This window comes from Apibacter adventoris, assembly GCF_002964975.1.
Taxonomy (GTDB): Bacteria; Bacteroidota; Bacteroidia; order Flavobacteriales; family Weeksellaceae; genus Apibacter; species Apibacter adventoris.
Window position 1 is genome coordinate 50139 of the sequence record NZ_PSZM01000024.1, and the last position, 17580, is coordinate 67718.

The following is a 17580-nucleotide window of genomic DNA, read 5'->3' on the forward strand; positions in this document are numbered from 1 at the left end:
TGAAAAGAATACATATGAATAATAAAATAGAATGAATTGCTTTAAATAAGTTCATTACACAAAAATAATAAATATAGATGGGAATGGAAATTATAAAAAGTTATTGAGAAATTAGAATTTTTTTAGCCTTTTCCGAATCGAATTCTTTTTCTCTACGAGCTACTACAATTGTGGCTGTAGCATTTCCTATAATATTGGTTATTGCTCTAGCTTCACTCATAAATTTATCTATGCCGAAAATTAAAGCTACAGATTCAACAGGAACATGACCGACAACAGGAAGAGTTGCGGCAAGTGTAATAAATCCACTGCCCGTAACCCCTGCAGCTCCTTTAGAGGTAAGCAATAAAACTAATAAAAGAACAATTTCTTGCTGCAAGTTCAAATGCATATCTAAGGCTTGAGAAATAAATACTGCAGCCATGGTTAAATAAATAGAAGTTCCATCAAGATTAAAAGAATATCCGGTAGGAATGACTAAACCGACTACTGATTTAGAACAACCTATTTTTTCCATTTTTTTCATAATTCCAGGCAGAGCGGATTCTGAAGAAGAGGTACCTAATACAAGTAAAATCTCTTCTTTGATGTATAATAAAAATTTAAATACATTTATTTTATTATAATAAAGAACAGAGCCTATAACTAAGAAAACAAAAACAGCACAGGTTAAATAAAAACACAAAATAAGCATTCCTAAATTAGCTAAAACTTTAAGGCCATAAACTCCAATGGTATAACCCATTGCTCCTAAAGCACCTAAAGGGGCTAAATACATGATCATTTTAATAATAGCAAATAACCCATCCAAAAAAGATTGTAAAACATTTAATACGGGTTGAGAAGCTTTAGTTCCTATCTTTGTCATAGCAAATCCAAATAAAACAGCAAATACTAAAACTTGTAGTAAATTATTAGAAGCTATGGAAGCAATTACGTTTTCAGGAATCATATCAATAATAAAATTTACAATTCCATGATCTTCTTTACTTTTTTCTATATAGGTTCCAACATGCGAGGCATCTAAAGAATGAGGATCCACATGCATATTATTTCCGGGTTTTAAAACATTTACAAATATTAATCCGATAATTAATGCTATAGTGGTCATAATTTCAAAGTAAATAATTGCAGTAGCACCTACTTTCCCAACTTTTTTAGTGTCTTCCATACCTGCAATTCCCAATACAATCGTACAAAAAATTAGAGGGCCTACAATCATCTTAATCAGTTTAATAAAACCATCACCTAAAGGTTTTAGTTTTTCACCTAATCCGGGGAAATGTTCACTTACTCCCTGAGCATTAACTATATCATTACTTGGGAAAAAATATCCGATTAAAATACCAATAATAATAGCAATAATTACTTGTACGTATAAATTCTTTAAAATTTTCATGGTTTTTATTTTTTTAGGTGAGTAATATATAAATATTTAATCCAAAACAAAAAAATAATGTGCTATTACTATATAATAATATTATTATTATATATAACTTACTTATAATTAACATGTTATATGTTGTATTTGTAAGTATATATCTATTTTCATAACATATTATTTATTAAGAAACTTGTTAAATATTTATTTTTTCAAAAAAAAAATAATAAAAAAAATATACTTACTTTATTAAATTTAATTAAAACAGTCTTGAAGATTTATTCGATATTTGCATTTGATAATAACTTGGCATAAAAAATGAAACTTACAATCTTGGGTTATAACTCAGCAGTTCCCACAGTGAGATTTAATCCTTCTGCTCAGCTATTAGAAACTTATAATAGATATTTTTTAATAGATTGTGGTGAAGGTACACAGGTTCAATTAAGAAAGGCTAAAGCTAAATTTTCAAGAATTAATAATATTTTTATATCTCATTTACATGGAGATCATGTTTTTGGATTAATTGGTTTACTTTCCTCTTTTCAATTATTAGGAAGAACTACTCCCATGAATATTTATGGTCCTAAAGGAATTAAAGAATTTGTAGAAATTCAATTTAAATTAACAGAAAGTTTTAATAATTTTAAAATAAATTTTATTGAGTTAACCTCTAAAAATCCTGAATTGATATATGAAGATGATAAAATATGGGTATATACAATTCCCCTAAATCATCGCATTTACACTAATGGTTTTTTATTCAAAGAAAAACCAAAATTACGCAAATTAAACATGGAAGAAATTGGAAAGATTCAAGAAATAAAAATTTGTGATTATTATAATTTAAAGTTAGGAAAAGATTTTAAAACAGAAGAAGGTGTTATAATTAGTAATAGTAAACTAACTTTATCTTCCCCTCATTCATATAGCTATGCATATTGTTCAGATACTTTATATAAACCGGATATAGTTTCTCAAATAAAAAATGTAGATGTATTATATCATGAGTCTACCTTTCTGGAGGAATTAAAAGCGTTGGCATATAAAACTCAGCATACTACAGCTTTACAAGCTGCTGATATAGCTAAGAAAGCAAATGTAAAATATTTAATTTTAGGACATTTTTCTAATAGATATACAGATGTTTCTGTTTTTAAAAATGAAGCAAAAAAAATATTTCAAAATTCCTTGCTTCCTGAAGAATTAAAAGTTATGGATTTTGAAAAATTGATTAAATAAAAACTCAGTTAATAAAACTGAGTTTTTATTTATTATGAATAGGAGATTATTTGATTTTACTTTTTTTATATTTTCTTAAAATAATATATCCAAGAATTAAGATTACCCATAAAGGCCATATATATAATATAACAATTATAATTTTTTGAAGAATATTTCCCCCGGTATATAAAGCTGTTTTAATTTGATACCCAAAGTTTGAATTTTCATAAGTTGTAAAATTTTTAGTATTAGGTATTATAGTTTGTTTAATGTTTTCTTTTTCAACTAAATCTAAAGTCACAGTAGCATATTGTACTAGATCATTTAATTTGTATTTATTAATTAAATTTTCTTCCTGAGAATTATTCAGATTTTTATCTATTTTTTTAGTATTAGTTTTTATATTATTAATTCTTGCTTCTATGGTTACATCTGTAATTTCTAAATTTCGGGAAATTACGAAACCAATTTCTTGATTTAAAGATTGGAGGAATTCATTGAGATTGTTTTTAGGAATACGTACTTCCATAAAATTAGTTATATTATATACCTTAGTTTCCCGTGCACTATCTTTAGATATGGGAGTTATCTTTTCAGAAATTATTTGAGAGTTTAATTCACTTTTGCCTACATATCCACCTAATTTTATTACATTTTTTTCTATAGTCAAAGTAGATTTCAAAGCATCTTTTACTTCAATATTAATATCAGCCTTATGAATAAATTTTTTGTTAGGATTTTTAATTCCATTAACAGAAGATGTACTATCAAAAATTATATTTTTAGTCTCTGTTGTTTGATCAGAAAGCTGTTTTTTATCACAACTTATTAATAAAAAATAAAAAAGTAAAGATAGAAATAGAAAGTTTTTTGTTTTCATGATTAAAATTTTTGTTTCTCAAAAGTATAAGGCTGACTATTGTAAATAATTACTAAACTCTTATAAAATAATTGTAATAGGGTTTTACAAAATTTATATGCTGATTATCAGATGTTTTTTAATTAATTGTAAAATAAAATTATGAGGAGTATTAAGTAGTAAAAAAGTTTTTACAAGTTAATATTCCTAATTCTAATTACATATATTAAATAAATCATGAGATTTTAATGTCTCTTTTAAGACTTTAATGTATTAAACAATCAGAGTTGATTTTTAATTAACTCTATATAGTAGAAATTAGGATTAAATAAATTATAAATATATGTTAATAAAATATTTTACCATTTGAAATGAAATAAATAATTTGTTAGATAAAAAATAATGAGTATATTTGAACTGTAATTTCAATAATTACAGTAATGAATGATAAACGTTTTATAATTTCTATGCATATACTTACTCTTATGGTTAAAAATTCAGAGGATTGGCTTTCTTCAGAATTTATTTCAGGGAGTATAAATGTAAATCCTGTGTTAGTACGTAAAGAATTATCTAATTTAAATAAACATGGATTTATACAAACCAAAGAAGGAAAAAACGGAGGCAGCAAGTTAAGTAAATCACCACAAAAAATACTTTTATCTGAAATCTACTCCAGTGTGTATAATTCACAATTATTAGGAAAACTTTTAAAAGACCCCAATCCCAAATGTAACATAGGTAACAAAATAAATCAAAATATAAGTGAATTAACTAATACTATTGAAAAAGTTGTATTAAAAAAATTAGAAACCATAACTTTATTTGATTTTAGCAAAAAATTCTAATTTTTTTTTGACTAAAACTGTTTTGATTTTAGTTACAGTTTTTTGAATTAAATTAAAAAAAATATATAATTATGAAGAAAGTAGCATTAATCGGAGCCACAGGATTTATTGGCTCAGAAATAGTAAAAGAGTTGTTAAATAGAGGTTTTGAAGTTACAGCTATTGCACGATCTGCTGATAAGATAAAGATAGAAAACAAACATTTAAACAAAATAAGTGTAGATATTTTTAATAAAGAAAAATTATCAAAGGTTTTGAAAGGTAATGATGCAGTAATAAGTGCATATAATCCAGGGTGGACAAATCCTGAAATATATGAAGAAACCATTAAAGGCTATCAGTCTATTATTGCAGCGGTAAAATTGGCTGGAATTAAAAGATTACAAGCTGTAGGAGGAGCCGGAAGCCTATGGGCATCTCCAAATAAAACAGTGATAGATAGTGGTGCAATACCTGAGGAAATTCTACCCGGAGTAAAAGCATTGGCTTTGGTTTTAAAAGAGCAATTTCTGCCGGAGAAAGAACTAGACTGGGTGTTTTTTTCTCCCGCAGGGGTTATAGAACCAGGAAAAAGGACTACTCATTATCGTTTAGGTTTAGACCACTTAATTACAGATGAGCAGGGAAATAGTAAAATTTCTGTACAAGACTATGCAAAAGCTATGGTAGATGAATTAGAGAATCCTCAACATCATCAACAAAGATTTACTATAGGCTATTAAATAAAAAAGGAGCTGTTTTGCTCCTTTTTTATTATTAATTTTTGATTTTTCAAGAAAAAATTATATACTGTTTTTTTTAATTAAGTTATGTTTCAAGATGATTTAATTTTTTCAAACTTTTAAAAATGAAATTCAATATAAATAATTAAAAAAGATTGTGATTTAATTATGAGTATATTCCTTACGGAATTTAAATAAAGTAAATAATTAAAAATTGAAAAGTATAATTAATAGAAGGTTTTTTTAAAACAAATATTTTACCTACGTATTTGTCCATTACCTTGTATTATCCATTTATATGTACATAATTCCTCCAATGCCATAGGTCCGCGTGCATGCATTTTTTGTGTACTTATGCCAATTTCAGCTCCCCAACCTAATTGGGATCCATCTGTAAAAGCTGTAGAGGCATTAATATAAACACAAGCTGCATCTACCCGCCTTTCAAATAATTTAAAGGCCTCCTTATTTTCACTAATAATAGCTTCACTATGGCGTGAACCGTATAGATTAATGTGAGTAATAGCTTCATTTATAGATTCAACTGTTTTAATGGACATTTTATAATCTAAAAACTCTGTACCATAACTTTTAGAATTTACTTTTTTTAATAATTCATTAGGATATTGATTCAATAAATTTTCATAAGCAAGATCATCAGCATAAATCAGTACATTTTGTTTCATCAAATCTTTACACAAATAGGCAAGATCAGGTAAGCGATATTTGTCAATAATTAAACAATCCAAAGAATTACAAACACTAACTTTTCTAGTTTTAGCATTGGTAATAATATTTTTTCCTATTTTTTTATTCCCTTCTTGGTGGAAATAGGTATGGCAAACTCCTGCCCCGGTTTCAATAACAGGTATAAGTGAATTTTCACGTACAAAATGAATAAGTTCCTTACCTCCTCTAGGAATTATTAAATCAACATACTCTCGTGCAGTTAATAACTGCTCTGTAGCAGATCGGTCGTTAGGCAATAAAGTACATATATCAGGGTTTATGTTTTTTTCTTTTAATGTACTACGTATGATTTCGGAGATTATAGCATTGGAGTAAGCTGCTTCTGATCCTCCTTTCAGTATACAAGCATTACCGGACTTTAGGCATAAGGAAAAAACATCGAAGCATACATTAGGGCGGGATTCAAATATAATACCGATGACACCGAAAGGGACCGAGATTTTAGAAAGTTGCAATCCATTTTCCAGTTTTCTTTTGGCTAAAATTTTACCGACCGGACAGGGCAGAGACTTAACCTTATGTAGGTCTGAAATGATATCTGTTATTCTTTGTTCATTTAAAAGTAAACGATCATATTTAGGAAGGGTAGGGTCCATTTTCTCCAAATCTTTTTGATTTTCAGAGAGAATTTTTGTTATATTTTTTTCAGTTTTTTGAGCGATTAACTCAAGTAATTCATTGATTTTTTTTTCAGAAAGCAAGTTTAGCTCCGTTCCAGCATTTTTTGCTTGTTGAAATAATTGTATATAACTTTTCATTTAATTACATTCTAAAAATAAATAATCATAATGTATAATAGGTCTTTTATGGCTTTTGCCTATTAACTCTTTAACCATTGTACTGCTATACGAAGTACGTCCTATACCGATTTGTTTTCCATTTTCATCCTTAATTTGTACGATATCGTCGGCTTCAAAATTTCCCGTTACCTTTACTATCCCAATGGGTAATAAGCTTACGGCAATATCTCCTAGTAAAGCTTCACAGGCACCTTTATTTATATAAATAATTCCTTTAGTAAAATCCTCAGAATGGGCAATCCACTTTTTTATGCTTGAAATAGTTTTAGTAGAGGGCACAAAGCGGGTTGCATTTACCTCTTGTTCCTTAACTATTTTTAAAAGTATATTTTCGGTTCGCCCATTAGCAATAATTACTTCTATTCCTTCTTCCGCTACCTTACGAGCAATGTTATATTTGGTTTTCATTCCTCCTCGTCCCATAGAAGATTTGGAAGTTTGTATATATTTTTCAATAGATTGTTTGTCTGTTTTTATTTCACGGATTAATTGAGATTCCGGTTTTTCAGGATCTCCGGTAAAAATACCATCTATATTACTTAATAATATCAGTTTTTTACAATCCATCATGCTAGCAACCAGCCCCGAAAGTTCGTCATTATCAGTAAACATAAGTTCATTAACAGAAATTGTATCGTTTTCATTCACTATAGGAATAATTCCGCTCTCTAACATAATAGTCATACAATTTCTTTGATTTAAGTAATGGCGACGGGTAGCGAAATCTTCCTTGGTGGTTAGAATTTGTCCACAGGTTATTCCTTGCTGGTGAAAAAGATCGCTGTAACGATTCATTAATTTTACCTGACCTATTGCAGAGTAGATTTGTCGTGCAGAAATGCTGTCCAATTTAATGGAAGGTGAAATTTCTGTTTTTCCGGAAGCTACCGCACCAGAAGATACTAATATGATTTCTATATTATTTTTATATAATTCGGAAATTTGATCTACTATATCAGACATTTGTGTAATGTCTAAAGAACCATCTTTTCGGGTAAGTATTTGACTTCCGATTTTTATAACAATTCTCATTTTCATAACAAAGCAATAAGATTGAAAAACAAAGTTAAAACTTTAATTTCATTTAATGTTTATTACTCATTAGGGATGCTTTAATCTAAATAAATAAAAATGAGAAGGTAAAAGAATCCTTAGATATAATTTCTTCAAGGTTGTAGGAGCAGTATAAAATATTTATTTTTGCTTTCAAAAATATTTAAAATAATAAATAATGATAGATGTAATACCGTGTCCGAAGTGCTCTATGCAAAATACTTATTTTGACGGAACTTCTTATGTTTGCCCGGATTGTTTTTATGAATGGACATTAGAAGAAAAAGAAATTTCTGTTATTTCTAAAGACAGTAATGGCGCTGAACTGAAGGATGGAGATGCTGTAACCGTAATCAAAGATCTTAAAGTTAAGAGTTCTTCTATGGTAATTAAAAGAGGAACCAAAGTAAAAAGCATTCGGTTGACAAGTAATCCTGAAGAAGTAGAATGTAAAATAGATGGTTCAGGAATAGTTTTAAAAACCTGCTTTCTTAAAAAATAAGCGACTAATTAGTTGAGAAATGTCCAAAGAATTTTTACTATTAAGAGATTTTTATTACCAAAAATGAAGACTTAAGAATAAAAAAGGTATCTTTTTATTAAAAGATACCTTTTGGGTTTTTACATCTTTGCTAATTAAATTTATTCCAATTTTTCTACGAATATAGTTACTCCGGATTCTACTGAAGGTATAGGAGGGTTTAATTTATCTATTTGGTCATCTTTTAAACCTTGAATAGCTTTTTCTTGATCATCAATTTTACCATTTACGTTAAGGGTAATTCTATATACTTCCTGTGTTTGGTGAAGAACAAGTAAAACCGAACCTATGTCTCTAAACCCTGAATTTAAATCCGGAAAAGTTCTACCGCCTGAAGAATACTTAGGCATGCCACTACCACCCCAAGATTCATCTGCTAATTTATACCAATTTCCGTCCTTATAAGCAGGTATTTTACCCCATAATTGAAGATTTTGTCCTCCACCACCGGCTTTTTCATATTTGATGGTGACATGTGTGTTAACTAGAGGTCTGAATTCAATATAACTATCTTGATTAGTAGATACATGCGTTCCATTGTATCGTACAGTAATATTCCCTATAGTAGTTACAGATCGAGCCGGAGTTTTTTCATTAATAGGAGAGGTATATTTTCGTGCATACATCACAGGTTTAATTTCATTAAGGTCTCCTAAGCTATCAATACAGGTTTTATCTAAGAAAGAGAGTTCAAATTTTGAAGGTTTAGGAGAAGATATATCAGGTTTTCCGGTGACCGTATAATAAATATTTCCGTTTCCGTAATTTAACTTTCCGGGTTGCAGTACATAGGTAAGTCCATTTACTTTTTTAGGTTGACCGGCTTTAAATCTGCCTCCGTTACCCATGGTGTAAGGAAGGGTTATGGTACCATTGTATTCTTGGTCCTTTATATATTTAGGTGGGGTTAGGTAAGCATTACCACATTGTAATGATTCAATTGTAGGGGCTGTTCCGGAGCTATTGTCCAGTAATCTCCATTCATTATCATTCCAAAAATAAAATCCAGGTACTGATAATCCTGCTTTTTCTCCAGTATTATACACTATCAGGCTTTTAGCAGGGTTAGGTATTGTAATAGTATCATAAATAGATTTTAAAGCTACTTTCGGAAATAATACTCCTTTTTTTTTGCCAGATAAATGATTTACGTTAATGTCTAATATGGCAGAAGAATCTGTAGACACAGAACCTATGTTTATCTGTGAAAAAATATAATTATAAAATATAATTATAAAGAGAAAGAAAAATTTTTTTTTCATTTTTACTTTGTTAAGTTTTTAAAAGAATTATTTTTATTTTGTTAAAAAAAATGATCTAATTGTGTTTTATTATCTAGTTATATCTAAAAAAATTACTAAGTTAATCCAGCTTTTCTATAAATATAGTAACCCCTGAAGGGACATCTTCATCTAGTATGTTTCCTCTGGCTATATTTCCGTTTACATTAAGTGTGACTCTGTATATTTCTTGAGTATTGTGAAATATAATTATAACCGTACCTAAATCCCTTAAACCGGAATTTAAGTCGGGATATGCACCTGAAGAATAAGGTGGATAATATGCAGGATTAGTCCAAGAATCATCTGCTAACTTATACCATAAATCTTTAGCTTCAACTTTATGTGTTTCTTCATTTAGCTTGTAAAATTTTGATTTAGCAGCTATTTTTCCCCATAGTTCAAGATTTTGTCCTCCGGCACCTGCTTTGTCGTATTTAATAGTAACGTAGGTATCTACTAAAGGATGGAATTCAATAAAACTATCATGCTCTGAAGATATTTTCGTAGCATTATATCTAACTTGTATATTTCCTATTGTTGTTACAGAACGAAGGGTAGTGCCTTCCTTTACAACAACTTCATTATTTTTATTATTAATTATTACTTTATCTTTATTAATAGTATCAGTATATTTTCGTGCATATTGGATGGATTTAATTTCGTTAAGATCTCCTAAGGTAGCTTTGCAGGATTTATCTAAAAAATTCAGTTCAAATAAAGAACCTTCAGGTGATGATACAGTAGGAGTTCCGGTAACTGTGTAAAAAAGATTTCCATTTCCATAATTTAACTCACCTCCTTGCAATACATAAGTAAGTCCATTTACAGTTTTAGATACACCGGAAAAATATTTTCCTCCATTTCCCATGGTATAGGGCAGAGTAATAGTACCAAAATAAGTTTTCCCCTTCTCATATCTGGGAGGAGTAAGCATAGCACTTCCACATTGTAATGTGTTGATAGAGGGGTTAATTCCGGAGCTACTGTCAAGAAGTCTCCATTCGGTTCCGTTCCAAAAATAAAAACCGGGTGTAGAAAAATTTTTATTTTTTCCTGTATTATAAATTACCAAACCTATGGCGGGATTAGGAATAGTCGTTTTATCGTCGATAGATAATAAAGTCACATTAGGAAATAAAACTCCTTTTTTGGGATTAATTTGATCTACGTTAATGTCTAATGCGGAAGAAGGATCAGGGTTTTTAGTACCTATCCCTACCTGAGAAAAGACAAAATAGGAAAAGGATAATAAAGTTAATAAGAATAATTTTTTTTTCATTATTTTATTTTTTTTCATTATATAGTATTAAGAGAATAATTTGTTAAAAAAAAGAAAAAGCATATATTAATTGTAAGATCAATAAAAGTTTAAATATGCTTCTTAAATGCTATTACTCTAATTTTTCAATGAAAAACGTAACTCCTGACTTAATTGCAGGAATTCTATTATAAGCCGGAATAGCATCGTTTATATTTACACTGACTCTATAAACTTCCTGTGTTGTATTGTTTTGAAAAGTAATTAAAACCGTGCCTATATCTCTGTTTAAAGCACTTAAATCCGGAAAAGAACCAGATGTAGAAGAAGGAACTCCCCATCCCCACTTCCAAACACCATCCGTTACTGTTTTATACCAAGTACCATCATTACTTGCAGGTATTGTTCCATATATTTCAAGATTTTGTCCTCCAGACCCAACTTTATCATATTTAAGAGTAACATGGGTCGGAATTAAAGGTCTGAACTCTATAAAACCATTTATTGTAGGATCCGTACCATTATATCTTACTTCTAAATTTCCGATTTTTGTCACAGAATTTTCAGGTGTAAATATATCAATAGGGGAAGTATTTTTACGGGCAAAATTAACCGTTTTAATTTCATTTAGGGTTCCTAAGGTAACCTCACAGGACTTATCTAAAAATTTAAGGGTAAATTTTGTACCAGTAGGAGAAGATACTGATGGGGATCCGGTTACCGTATAAGAAAGAGTTCCATTTCCAAAATTTAATGTTCCAGGTTGCAGTCCATAACTTAAACCGTTTTCTTCTAAGATACCATTATTAGTATATTTTCCTCCATTTCCCATAATATAGGGAAGGGTAATAGTTCCTGAATATTTTTGACCCGCAATATATCTAGGAGGGGTAAGCATAGCATTTTCACATTGAAGGGAATTTACGGAAGGTTCTATGGCTGTACTACTGTCAAGGAGCCTCCATTCAGTTCCGTCCCAGTAATAAAAACTTCGAGTCGTAAATCCGGGATTATCCCCTGTATTAAAGACGATTAATCCGACAGTAGGTTTTGGGATAGTAACGATATCTGTACTGGAAGTTAGTGCCACTCTGGGAAACAGAACGCCTTTTTTTTGAGATGTTTGATCTGCGTTAATGTCTAGTATAGCAGAAGGATCGGGTTTGTCTGTGCCGATACCTATTTGAGAAAAGATCAAATTGTAAGATGATAATAAGCTAACTAAGAATAATTTTTTTTTCATTTTTAATTTATTAAATATTTAAAATATTTTTTAGCCCATATGACAAAATAAAAGAACTAATAGATTTTTTTATTTTTTTATTCATTAAAATAATACAAATTTAATTTATTTTTATATTAAAACAATTATTTTTTTTAAAAATAATAATGGTGAAAATATATTGTATTTTATAATATTTAAAAATAAATGTTGTTTAGGATTTTTTTTCATATATACTTGCTTTTGCAATGGAATTTGGATATATCACATTTGTAATCTATCATAAAATAATTTAGAAATAATTCATGGAGAGTTTTTAAATACATTCAATAATATTGAAATTGAATTTATATTTTCAGACTATTAGTGAATACTATTTATATTTATGGTGTAATGTATGTTTCTATTTTTATAATTAGTATGTAAATAGAGTATTTTTTGTATTAATACTATGTTATTAAATGAAAATGCATTAAAAATAAGATAAAAATAAAATAATTTTAGTTATTTCCTGTTTAATATCGATTAATATCAATTAGTATTTATAAAAAATTATATTTTATTAAAAAAATGTAAAATATGTATTGATTATTTTCTTAATAAACATAATTCTATAGGTATAATGTTTGATGAATAAGGTATATTTTTTTATAGTATATACTTTTCGTATTTTTGTTATTGGTTTTTTGAAAAAAGAACAGGATTATATAAATTATGAGTCAAGAATTTATACACATTTATGGAGCCAGGGAACATAATCTTAAAGATATTTCTATAAGTATTCCCAGAAATCAATTAGTAGTCATAACAGGACTCAGCGGAAGCGGAAAATCATCTTTAGCATTCGATACCATTTTTGCAGAAGGACAACGCAGGTATATAGAAACATTTTCAGCTTATGCCCGTCAGTTTTTAGGAACATTAGAACGCCCAGATGTGGATAAGATTGATGGATTATCGCCGGTTATAGCTATAGAACAAAAAACCACGTCTAAAAATCCTCGTTCAACAGTGGGCACCATTACGGAATTATATGATTTTTTTCGATTACTATATGCCCGTGCTTCCGATGCATATTCCTACAATACAGGAGAGAAAATGGTTACATATTCGGAAGATCAAATTATTGAACTGATATATCAGGAATATAATGACGAGAAAGTCTTACTTCTTGCACCGTTAGTAAGATCTCGTAAAGGTCATTATAGAGAACTATTTTCCAGTTTAGCTAAAAAAGGCTTTCTACAGGTCAGGGTAGATGGCCAATTGTTGGATATAGAAAGAGACATGAAGTTAGATAGATATAAAACGCATGATATTGATGTAGTAATTGATAAGTTGATCATCGATAATTCAGACCAAAAACAAAGAGTACTTTCATCTATACGTTTATCTATGCAATATGGAGAGGGTACTATTATGTTATTAAAGCAAAATGAAACAGACGGAAGATATTATAGCCGGAATTTGATGTGTCCTTCCACAGGGATTTCCTATCAAATACCAGAACCAAACACTTTTTCTTTTAATTCGCCAAAGGGAGCATGTGAAACTTGTAGTGGTTTAGGACGAATTAAAGAAATAGAGTTATCTAAGCTGATTCCTAATCCTAAACTTTCTTTTAGTAAAAATGTAATGCCTGTGTTGGAAGAGCTGAAATATACAGACTGGTTATTTTCACAGATAGAAATGATTCTGAAAAAAAATGGGTTTGATAAAAAAACTCCCTGGGAAAAATTATCTTCTCTAGCTCAACATGAAATCTTATATGGAGTAGAAGAAAAATTAACTGTAGATCTAGATTATGCAAAAATTAAAAAAACCTATAAAATTAGTTTTGAAGGTGTTTTTGCTTATTTAAATAAATTAAGAGAAGAGGGAGAAGACGGGGAAATAAATCGGTTTAAAACTCAAGTTTTTGAAGATAAAGTTTGTCCAGAATGTAAGGGAGCCCGATTGAAGAAAGAAAGTTTATTTTTTAGACTTGATAACAAGAATATATATGAAGTATCGAAACTGTCCTTGTTAGAATTAAAAAACTGGATAGAAGAATTGCCAGATAAGTTGAGTAAAAGTCAAAATATAATAGCCAAGGAACTATTACAGGAAATTACTAAAAGATTAAGTTTTCTCTTGGATGTAGGGTTAGAATATTTGAGTTTACATAGACCCTCTCAAACACTTTCGGGAGGAGAGTCTCAAAGAATTCGATTAGCCACTCAGATAGGATCTCAATTAGTAAATGTGCTATATATTTTAGATGAACCTAGTATAGGACTTCACCAAAGGGACAATGTTAAGCTGATAAAATCACTGAAAAAACTCAGGGATCTGGGAAATTCTGTATTGGTTGTAGAGCATGATAAGGATATGATCCTCAATTCCGATTATGTGGTAGATATGGGTCCTTATGCGGGAAAACGAGGAGGAAAAATAGTTTGGCAGGGACCTCCTGAAAATTTAAAAAAAGCAAACACTTTAACCTCTAAATATATCAATGGAGATTTAGAAATTTCTATTCCTCAGAAACGAAGGGAAGGTAATGGTCATTTTCTAACGTTGAGTGGATGTACAGGAAATAATTTAAAAAATGTAAATTTTAGAATACCTTTAGGAGTTTTAGTTTGTATCACCGGAGTATCAGGAAGTGGTAAATCCTCATTAATAACCAATACATTATACCCTATTCTTAATAAACATTTTTTCAGGGCAGAAAAAGAACCACTTCCTTACAAAAAAATTGAAGGATTAGAATATCTGGATAAAATTGTGGATGTAGATCAGTCGCCTATAGGCAGAACTCCCAGATCTAATCCTGCCACTTACACTGGAGTTTTTACAGAAATACGGAATTTATTTACACAGTTACCGGAATCTAAAATAAGAGGATATAAATTGGGAAGATTTTCTTTTAATGTTAAAGGAGGAAGGTGTGAGATGTGTCAGGGATCAGGATTAAAATTGATAGAAATGAATTTTCTTCCGGATGTTTATGTTCCTTGCGAAACTTGTCACGGAAAAAGATTCAATAGAGAAACTTTAGAAGTCAGATACAAAGGAAAGTCTATTTCTGATGTTTTAGATATGACAATTGACGAAGCAGTAGAATTTTTCCAACCTATACCTAAAATTTATAGTAAAATAAAAACTTTACAGGAAGTAGGACTAGGATATATTACTTTAGGCCAACAATCTACGACTCTTTCGGGAGGGGAGGCACAAAGAGTAAAACTAGCCACAGAGCTTAGCAAAAAACAAACAGGGAATACCATTTATATTTTAGATGAACCTACAACCGGTTTGCATTTTGAAGATATTAGGGTATTGATGGAAGTAATTAATCGTTTAGTAGAATTAGGAAATTCTGTAATTATTATTGAGCATAATTTAGATGTTATTAAAACAGCGGATTATATAGTAGATATTGGATTAGAAGGAGGGGATATGGGAGGAAAGATCATTGTACAAGGAACTCCTGAAGAAGTTGTGAAAAATAAAATAAGTTTTACGGCTAAATATCTAAAAGATGAGCTATAAATTATAAGTATATAATTTATGTGAGCAATGATAATAATATTAATGTTAAGTTCAGTAAATATATTTCATGCTCAGTTTATAAATAGAGAAGATATTAAAAGAAGGAGTTTAGATAGATATTTATCTTTTTTAAATTTATAAGATTATTAAATTCCGAAAGTTATAAAAAAACGATAAATAGGTAAGAAGGATCTTAAAAATGATCCGGTTAATGTATCATTTCTGAGATTGATGAATCGTTAAAAAACTTTAAAAATTACATTTGCATGAATGTAATTCAAATACCTACCTTTACAAAAAATATAAAAAATGATTGTACACGATTTTAGTCGTACCCATTCCATATTAAATCATTTTGTTGCAGAACTTAGAGATGTAGAAATTCAAAAAGACAGAATGCGTTTTAGGAAAAATTTAGAAAGAATAGGGGAAATTTTAGGATATGAGTTGAGTAAAACGTTAGATTATTGTATTACAGATGTAAATTCTCCATTAGGAGTAAAACCTACAGAACTTTTAAAACAACAACCCGTTTTGTGTACAATTTTACGTGCAGGGTTGCCTTTACATCAGGGAATGATGAACTTTTTTGATAAGGCAGAAACTACTTTTGTTTCGGCATTTAGACATCATCCTAACGGAGAGAAAGAATTTGAGATAGTGGTGGAATATCTTGCCACTCCTTCTTTAGAAAATAAAACTTTAATTATATCTGACCCTATGCTGGCAACTGGTGAATCTTTAGCAAATGTATATGAAGTTTTATTAAGTGAAGGAAAGCCTAAAAAAGTACATATAGTTGCAGCTATTGGTTCCAAACCCGGATTAGATTATATTTCAACTAAATTACCTGAAAATACTGAATTGTGGATAGCTTCTGTAGATGATATACTTGATAATCATAAATATATTGTTCCGGGCTTAGGGGATGCAGGCGATTTAGCATTCGGGAAAAAATTATCTAAATAAAACTCAAGTTTTAAATTATATTAAACTTAAGAACTATTATGTAAATTTTTTATATTGTTTTATAAAGTTTATATATTTATCATTAATTATTATTGAGTAGAAAGTAAATTATTGATAAGATTTTTTTATATAATTCACTTTTAGTATTAAGGATTTTTAATGTGAAAAGTGAAATGGAAAAAATAGTATTATTGAAGTTTTAAACTAAAAAGAGTTATAAAAAAATAACAAGAGTAATTACAAATATTACAATTACTCTTGTTATTCTTTTTTAAATAAATTTTTATTCTTAAAAAACTTTATTTTTTAGAATATTCATTTTCATAGTGGCATATACGTTCTACCTTTGGAGCAGATCCGCCTCCGCTAAATTCTGAGTCTAACCAAGTATTTAATAGGCTTTTGGCTAATTCATGTCCAATAACTCGTTCACCAAAACAGATGATTTGTGCATTGTTGCTTTTTCTCGCTCTTTCAGCAGAAAACGGATCGTGACAAACTGCTGCTCTTACTCCTGGGATTTTATTAGCTGTAATTGCCATTCCGATTCCTGTACCACAAGTTAACACTGCTCTTTCAAATTCTCCGTCAGCTACTGCTTTTGCTACACTTGCAGCCACATCTGGATATAGAACAGTTTCTCCTTTTTCTGCACCAAAATCTTTTACTTCATAACCAAGTTTTTCTAAATGGTCTTTTAATACTACCTTTAGTGCATATGCTGCTTCATCGCATCCGATTGCTATTTTTTTATTTTTCATGATAATTGGTATGTTTTAAAATTACAAAATATAGGTATTTTCGTTTACACAAATTTAATTACTAAAGCAAAATTAAACAATATAAATTCGAAATATTTTTAATGATAATTAACAGTTTTTTTATTAATTTATTGTTTATGTTGTTGATTATTAGTTTGTTGTTATTTTTTTTGAGATATTTTCATGTTTCGAAATCGAAATATTTTAAGTGTTTTTAGCAGTTATTTATTTTAATAAACTTCTTTTGCCTATTCTATAAAATTTATTTATACTATGGGAAAAAAACAATGAAATTAAGAGATAATAAATAACAATTAATTAAAGAAATTATTATAAATTATTTTTATTATTTTACAAATAGAGCAACCTTTT

Annotated in this window: 14 protein-coding genes; 6 read left to right on the top strand and 8 right to left on the bottom strand. The window is 29.1% G+C overall.

Annotated features, from left to right (window positions below; genetic code table 11):
* Positions 1–100: 100 nt before the first annotated feature.
* Positions 101–1399 carry a C4-dicarboxylate transporter DctA gene (gene dctA / locus C4S77_RS03305; RefSeq protein WP_105246034.1) on the bottom strand — a complete coding sequence of 433 codons (1299 nt, stop codon included), beginning with the start codon at positions 1397–1399 and terminating at the stop codon, positions 101–103.
* A gap of 300 nt (positions 1400–1699) precedes the next feature.
* Between dctA and C4S77_RS03310 the strand changes: the two genes are divergently transcribed.
* Positions 1700–2623: a ribonuclease Z gene (locus C4S77_RS03310; protein WP_105246036.1), complete on the top strand. Its 924-nt coding sequence runs from the start codon at positions 1700–1702 to the stop codon at positions 2621–2623.
* 46 nt (positions 2624–2669) lie between these two features.
* Here C4S77_RS03310 and C4S77_RS03315 read toward each other — a convergent pair whose 3' ends face one another.
* The gene (locus tag C4S77_RS03315) at positions 2670–3485 is read right to left on the bottom strand and encodes a DUF4349 domain-containing protein (protein WP_105246038.1); all 816 of its coding nucleotides are present in this window, start codon (positions 3483–3485) and stop codon (positions 2670–2672) included.
* Positions 3486–3904: 419 nt separating this feature from the next.
* On the opposite strand from C4S77_RS03315, the gene C4S77_RS03320 reads away from it, so the two are divergent.
* Both C4S77_RS03320 and C4S77_RS03325 read left to right on the top strand, forming a co-directional pair.
* The gene (locus tag C4S77_RS03320; protein ID WP_105246040.1) at positions 3905–4312 is read left to right on the top strand and encodes an Rrf2 family transcriptional regulator; all 408 of its coding nucleotides are present in this window, start codon (positions 3905–3907) and stop codon (positions 4310–4312) included.
* A gap of 71 nt (positions 4313–4383) precedes the next feature.
* Complete coding sequence (locus C4S77_RS03325; protein ID WP_105246042.1) at positions 4384–5034, top strand: NAD(P)-dependent oxidoreductase; 651 nt, start codon at positions 4384–4386, stop codon at positions 5032–5034.
* Between the two features lie 257 nt (positions 5035–5291).
* Here C4S77_RS03325 and C4S77_RS03330 read toward each other — a convergent pair whose 3' ends face one another.
* Positions 5292–6542 carry a glutamate-5-semialdehyde dehydrogenase gene (locus tag C4S77_RS03330; RefSeq protein ID WP_105246044.1) on the bottom strand — a complete coding sequence of 417 codons (1251 nt, stop codon included), beginning with the start codon at positions 6540–6542 and terminating at the stop codon, positions 5292–5294.
* On the bottom strand, positions 6543–7622 hold the full coding sequence (gene proB, locus C4S77_RS03335; protein ID WP_105246046.1) for a glutamate 5-kinase: 1080 nt from the start codon (positions 7620–7622) through the stop codon (positions 6543–6545).
* Between the two features lie 193 nt (positions 7623–7815).
* Here proB and C4S77_RS03340 point away from each other — a divergent pair, with 193 nt between their 5' ends.
* Positions 7816–8139, top strand: a complete 324-nt coding sequence (locus C4S77_RS03340) for a zinc ribbon domain-containing protein YjdM (protein ID WP_105246048.1) — start codon at positions 7816–7818, stop codon at positions 8137–8139.
* Between the two features lie 140 nt (positions 8140–8279).
* Here the strand turns inward: C4S77_RS03340 and C4S77_RS03345 are convergent, their stop codons facing one another.
* The 3 genes from C4S77_RS03345 to C4S77_RS03355 all read right to left on the bottom strand — a co-directional run bounded on the left by C4S77_RS03345 (position 8280) and on the right by C4S77_RS03355 (position 11962).
* Positions 8280–9440, bottom strand: coding sequence for a hypothetical protein (locus tag C4S77_RS03345; RefSeq protein ID WP_105246050.1), 1161 nt, complete (start codon positions 9438–9440; stop codon positions 8280–8282).
* Positions 9441–9540: 100 nt separating this feature from the next.
* A complete protein-coding gene (locus C4S77_RS03350; protein WP_146106029.1) occupies positions 9541–10740 on the bottom strand; it encodes a hypothetical protein in 1200 nt (399 codons plus the stop codon).
* A 112-nt stretch (positions 10741–10852) separates the two neighbouring features.
* A complete protein-coding gene (locus C4S77_RS03355; protein ID WP_105246052.1) occupies positions 10853–11962 on the bottom strand; it encodes a hypothetical protein in 1110 nt (369 codons plus the stop codon).
* Positions 11963–12655: 693 nt separating this feature from the next.
* Between C4S77_RS03355 and uvrA the strand changes: the two genes are divergently transcribed.
* Both uvrA and upp read left to right on the top strand, forming a co-directional pair.
* Positions 12656–15478 (top strand): excinuclease ABC subunit UvrA, encoded by a 2823-nt coding sequence (uvrA, locus tag C4S77_RS03360; RefSeq protein ID WP_105246054.1) that lies wholly within the window; start codon positions 12656–12658, stop codon positions 15476–15478.
* 309 nt (positions 15479–15787) lie between these two features.
* Positions 15788–16447, top strand: a complete 660-nt coding sequence (upp, locus tag C4S77_RS03365; protein WP_105246056.1) for a uracil phosphoribosyltransferase — start codon at positions 15788–15790, stop codon at positions 16445–16447.
* A gap of 299 nt (positions 16448–16746) precedes the next feature.
* Here upp and rpiB read toward each other — a convergent pair whose 3' ends face one another.
* Positions 16747–17208: a ribose 5-phosphate isomerase B gene (gene rpiB, locus C4S77_RS03370; RefSeq protein WP_105246058.1), complete on the bottom strand. Its 462-nt coding sequence runs from the start codon at positions 17206–17208 to the stop codon at positions 16747–16749.
* Positions 17209–17580 lie beyond the last annotated feature (372 nt).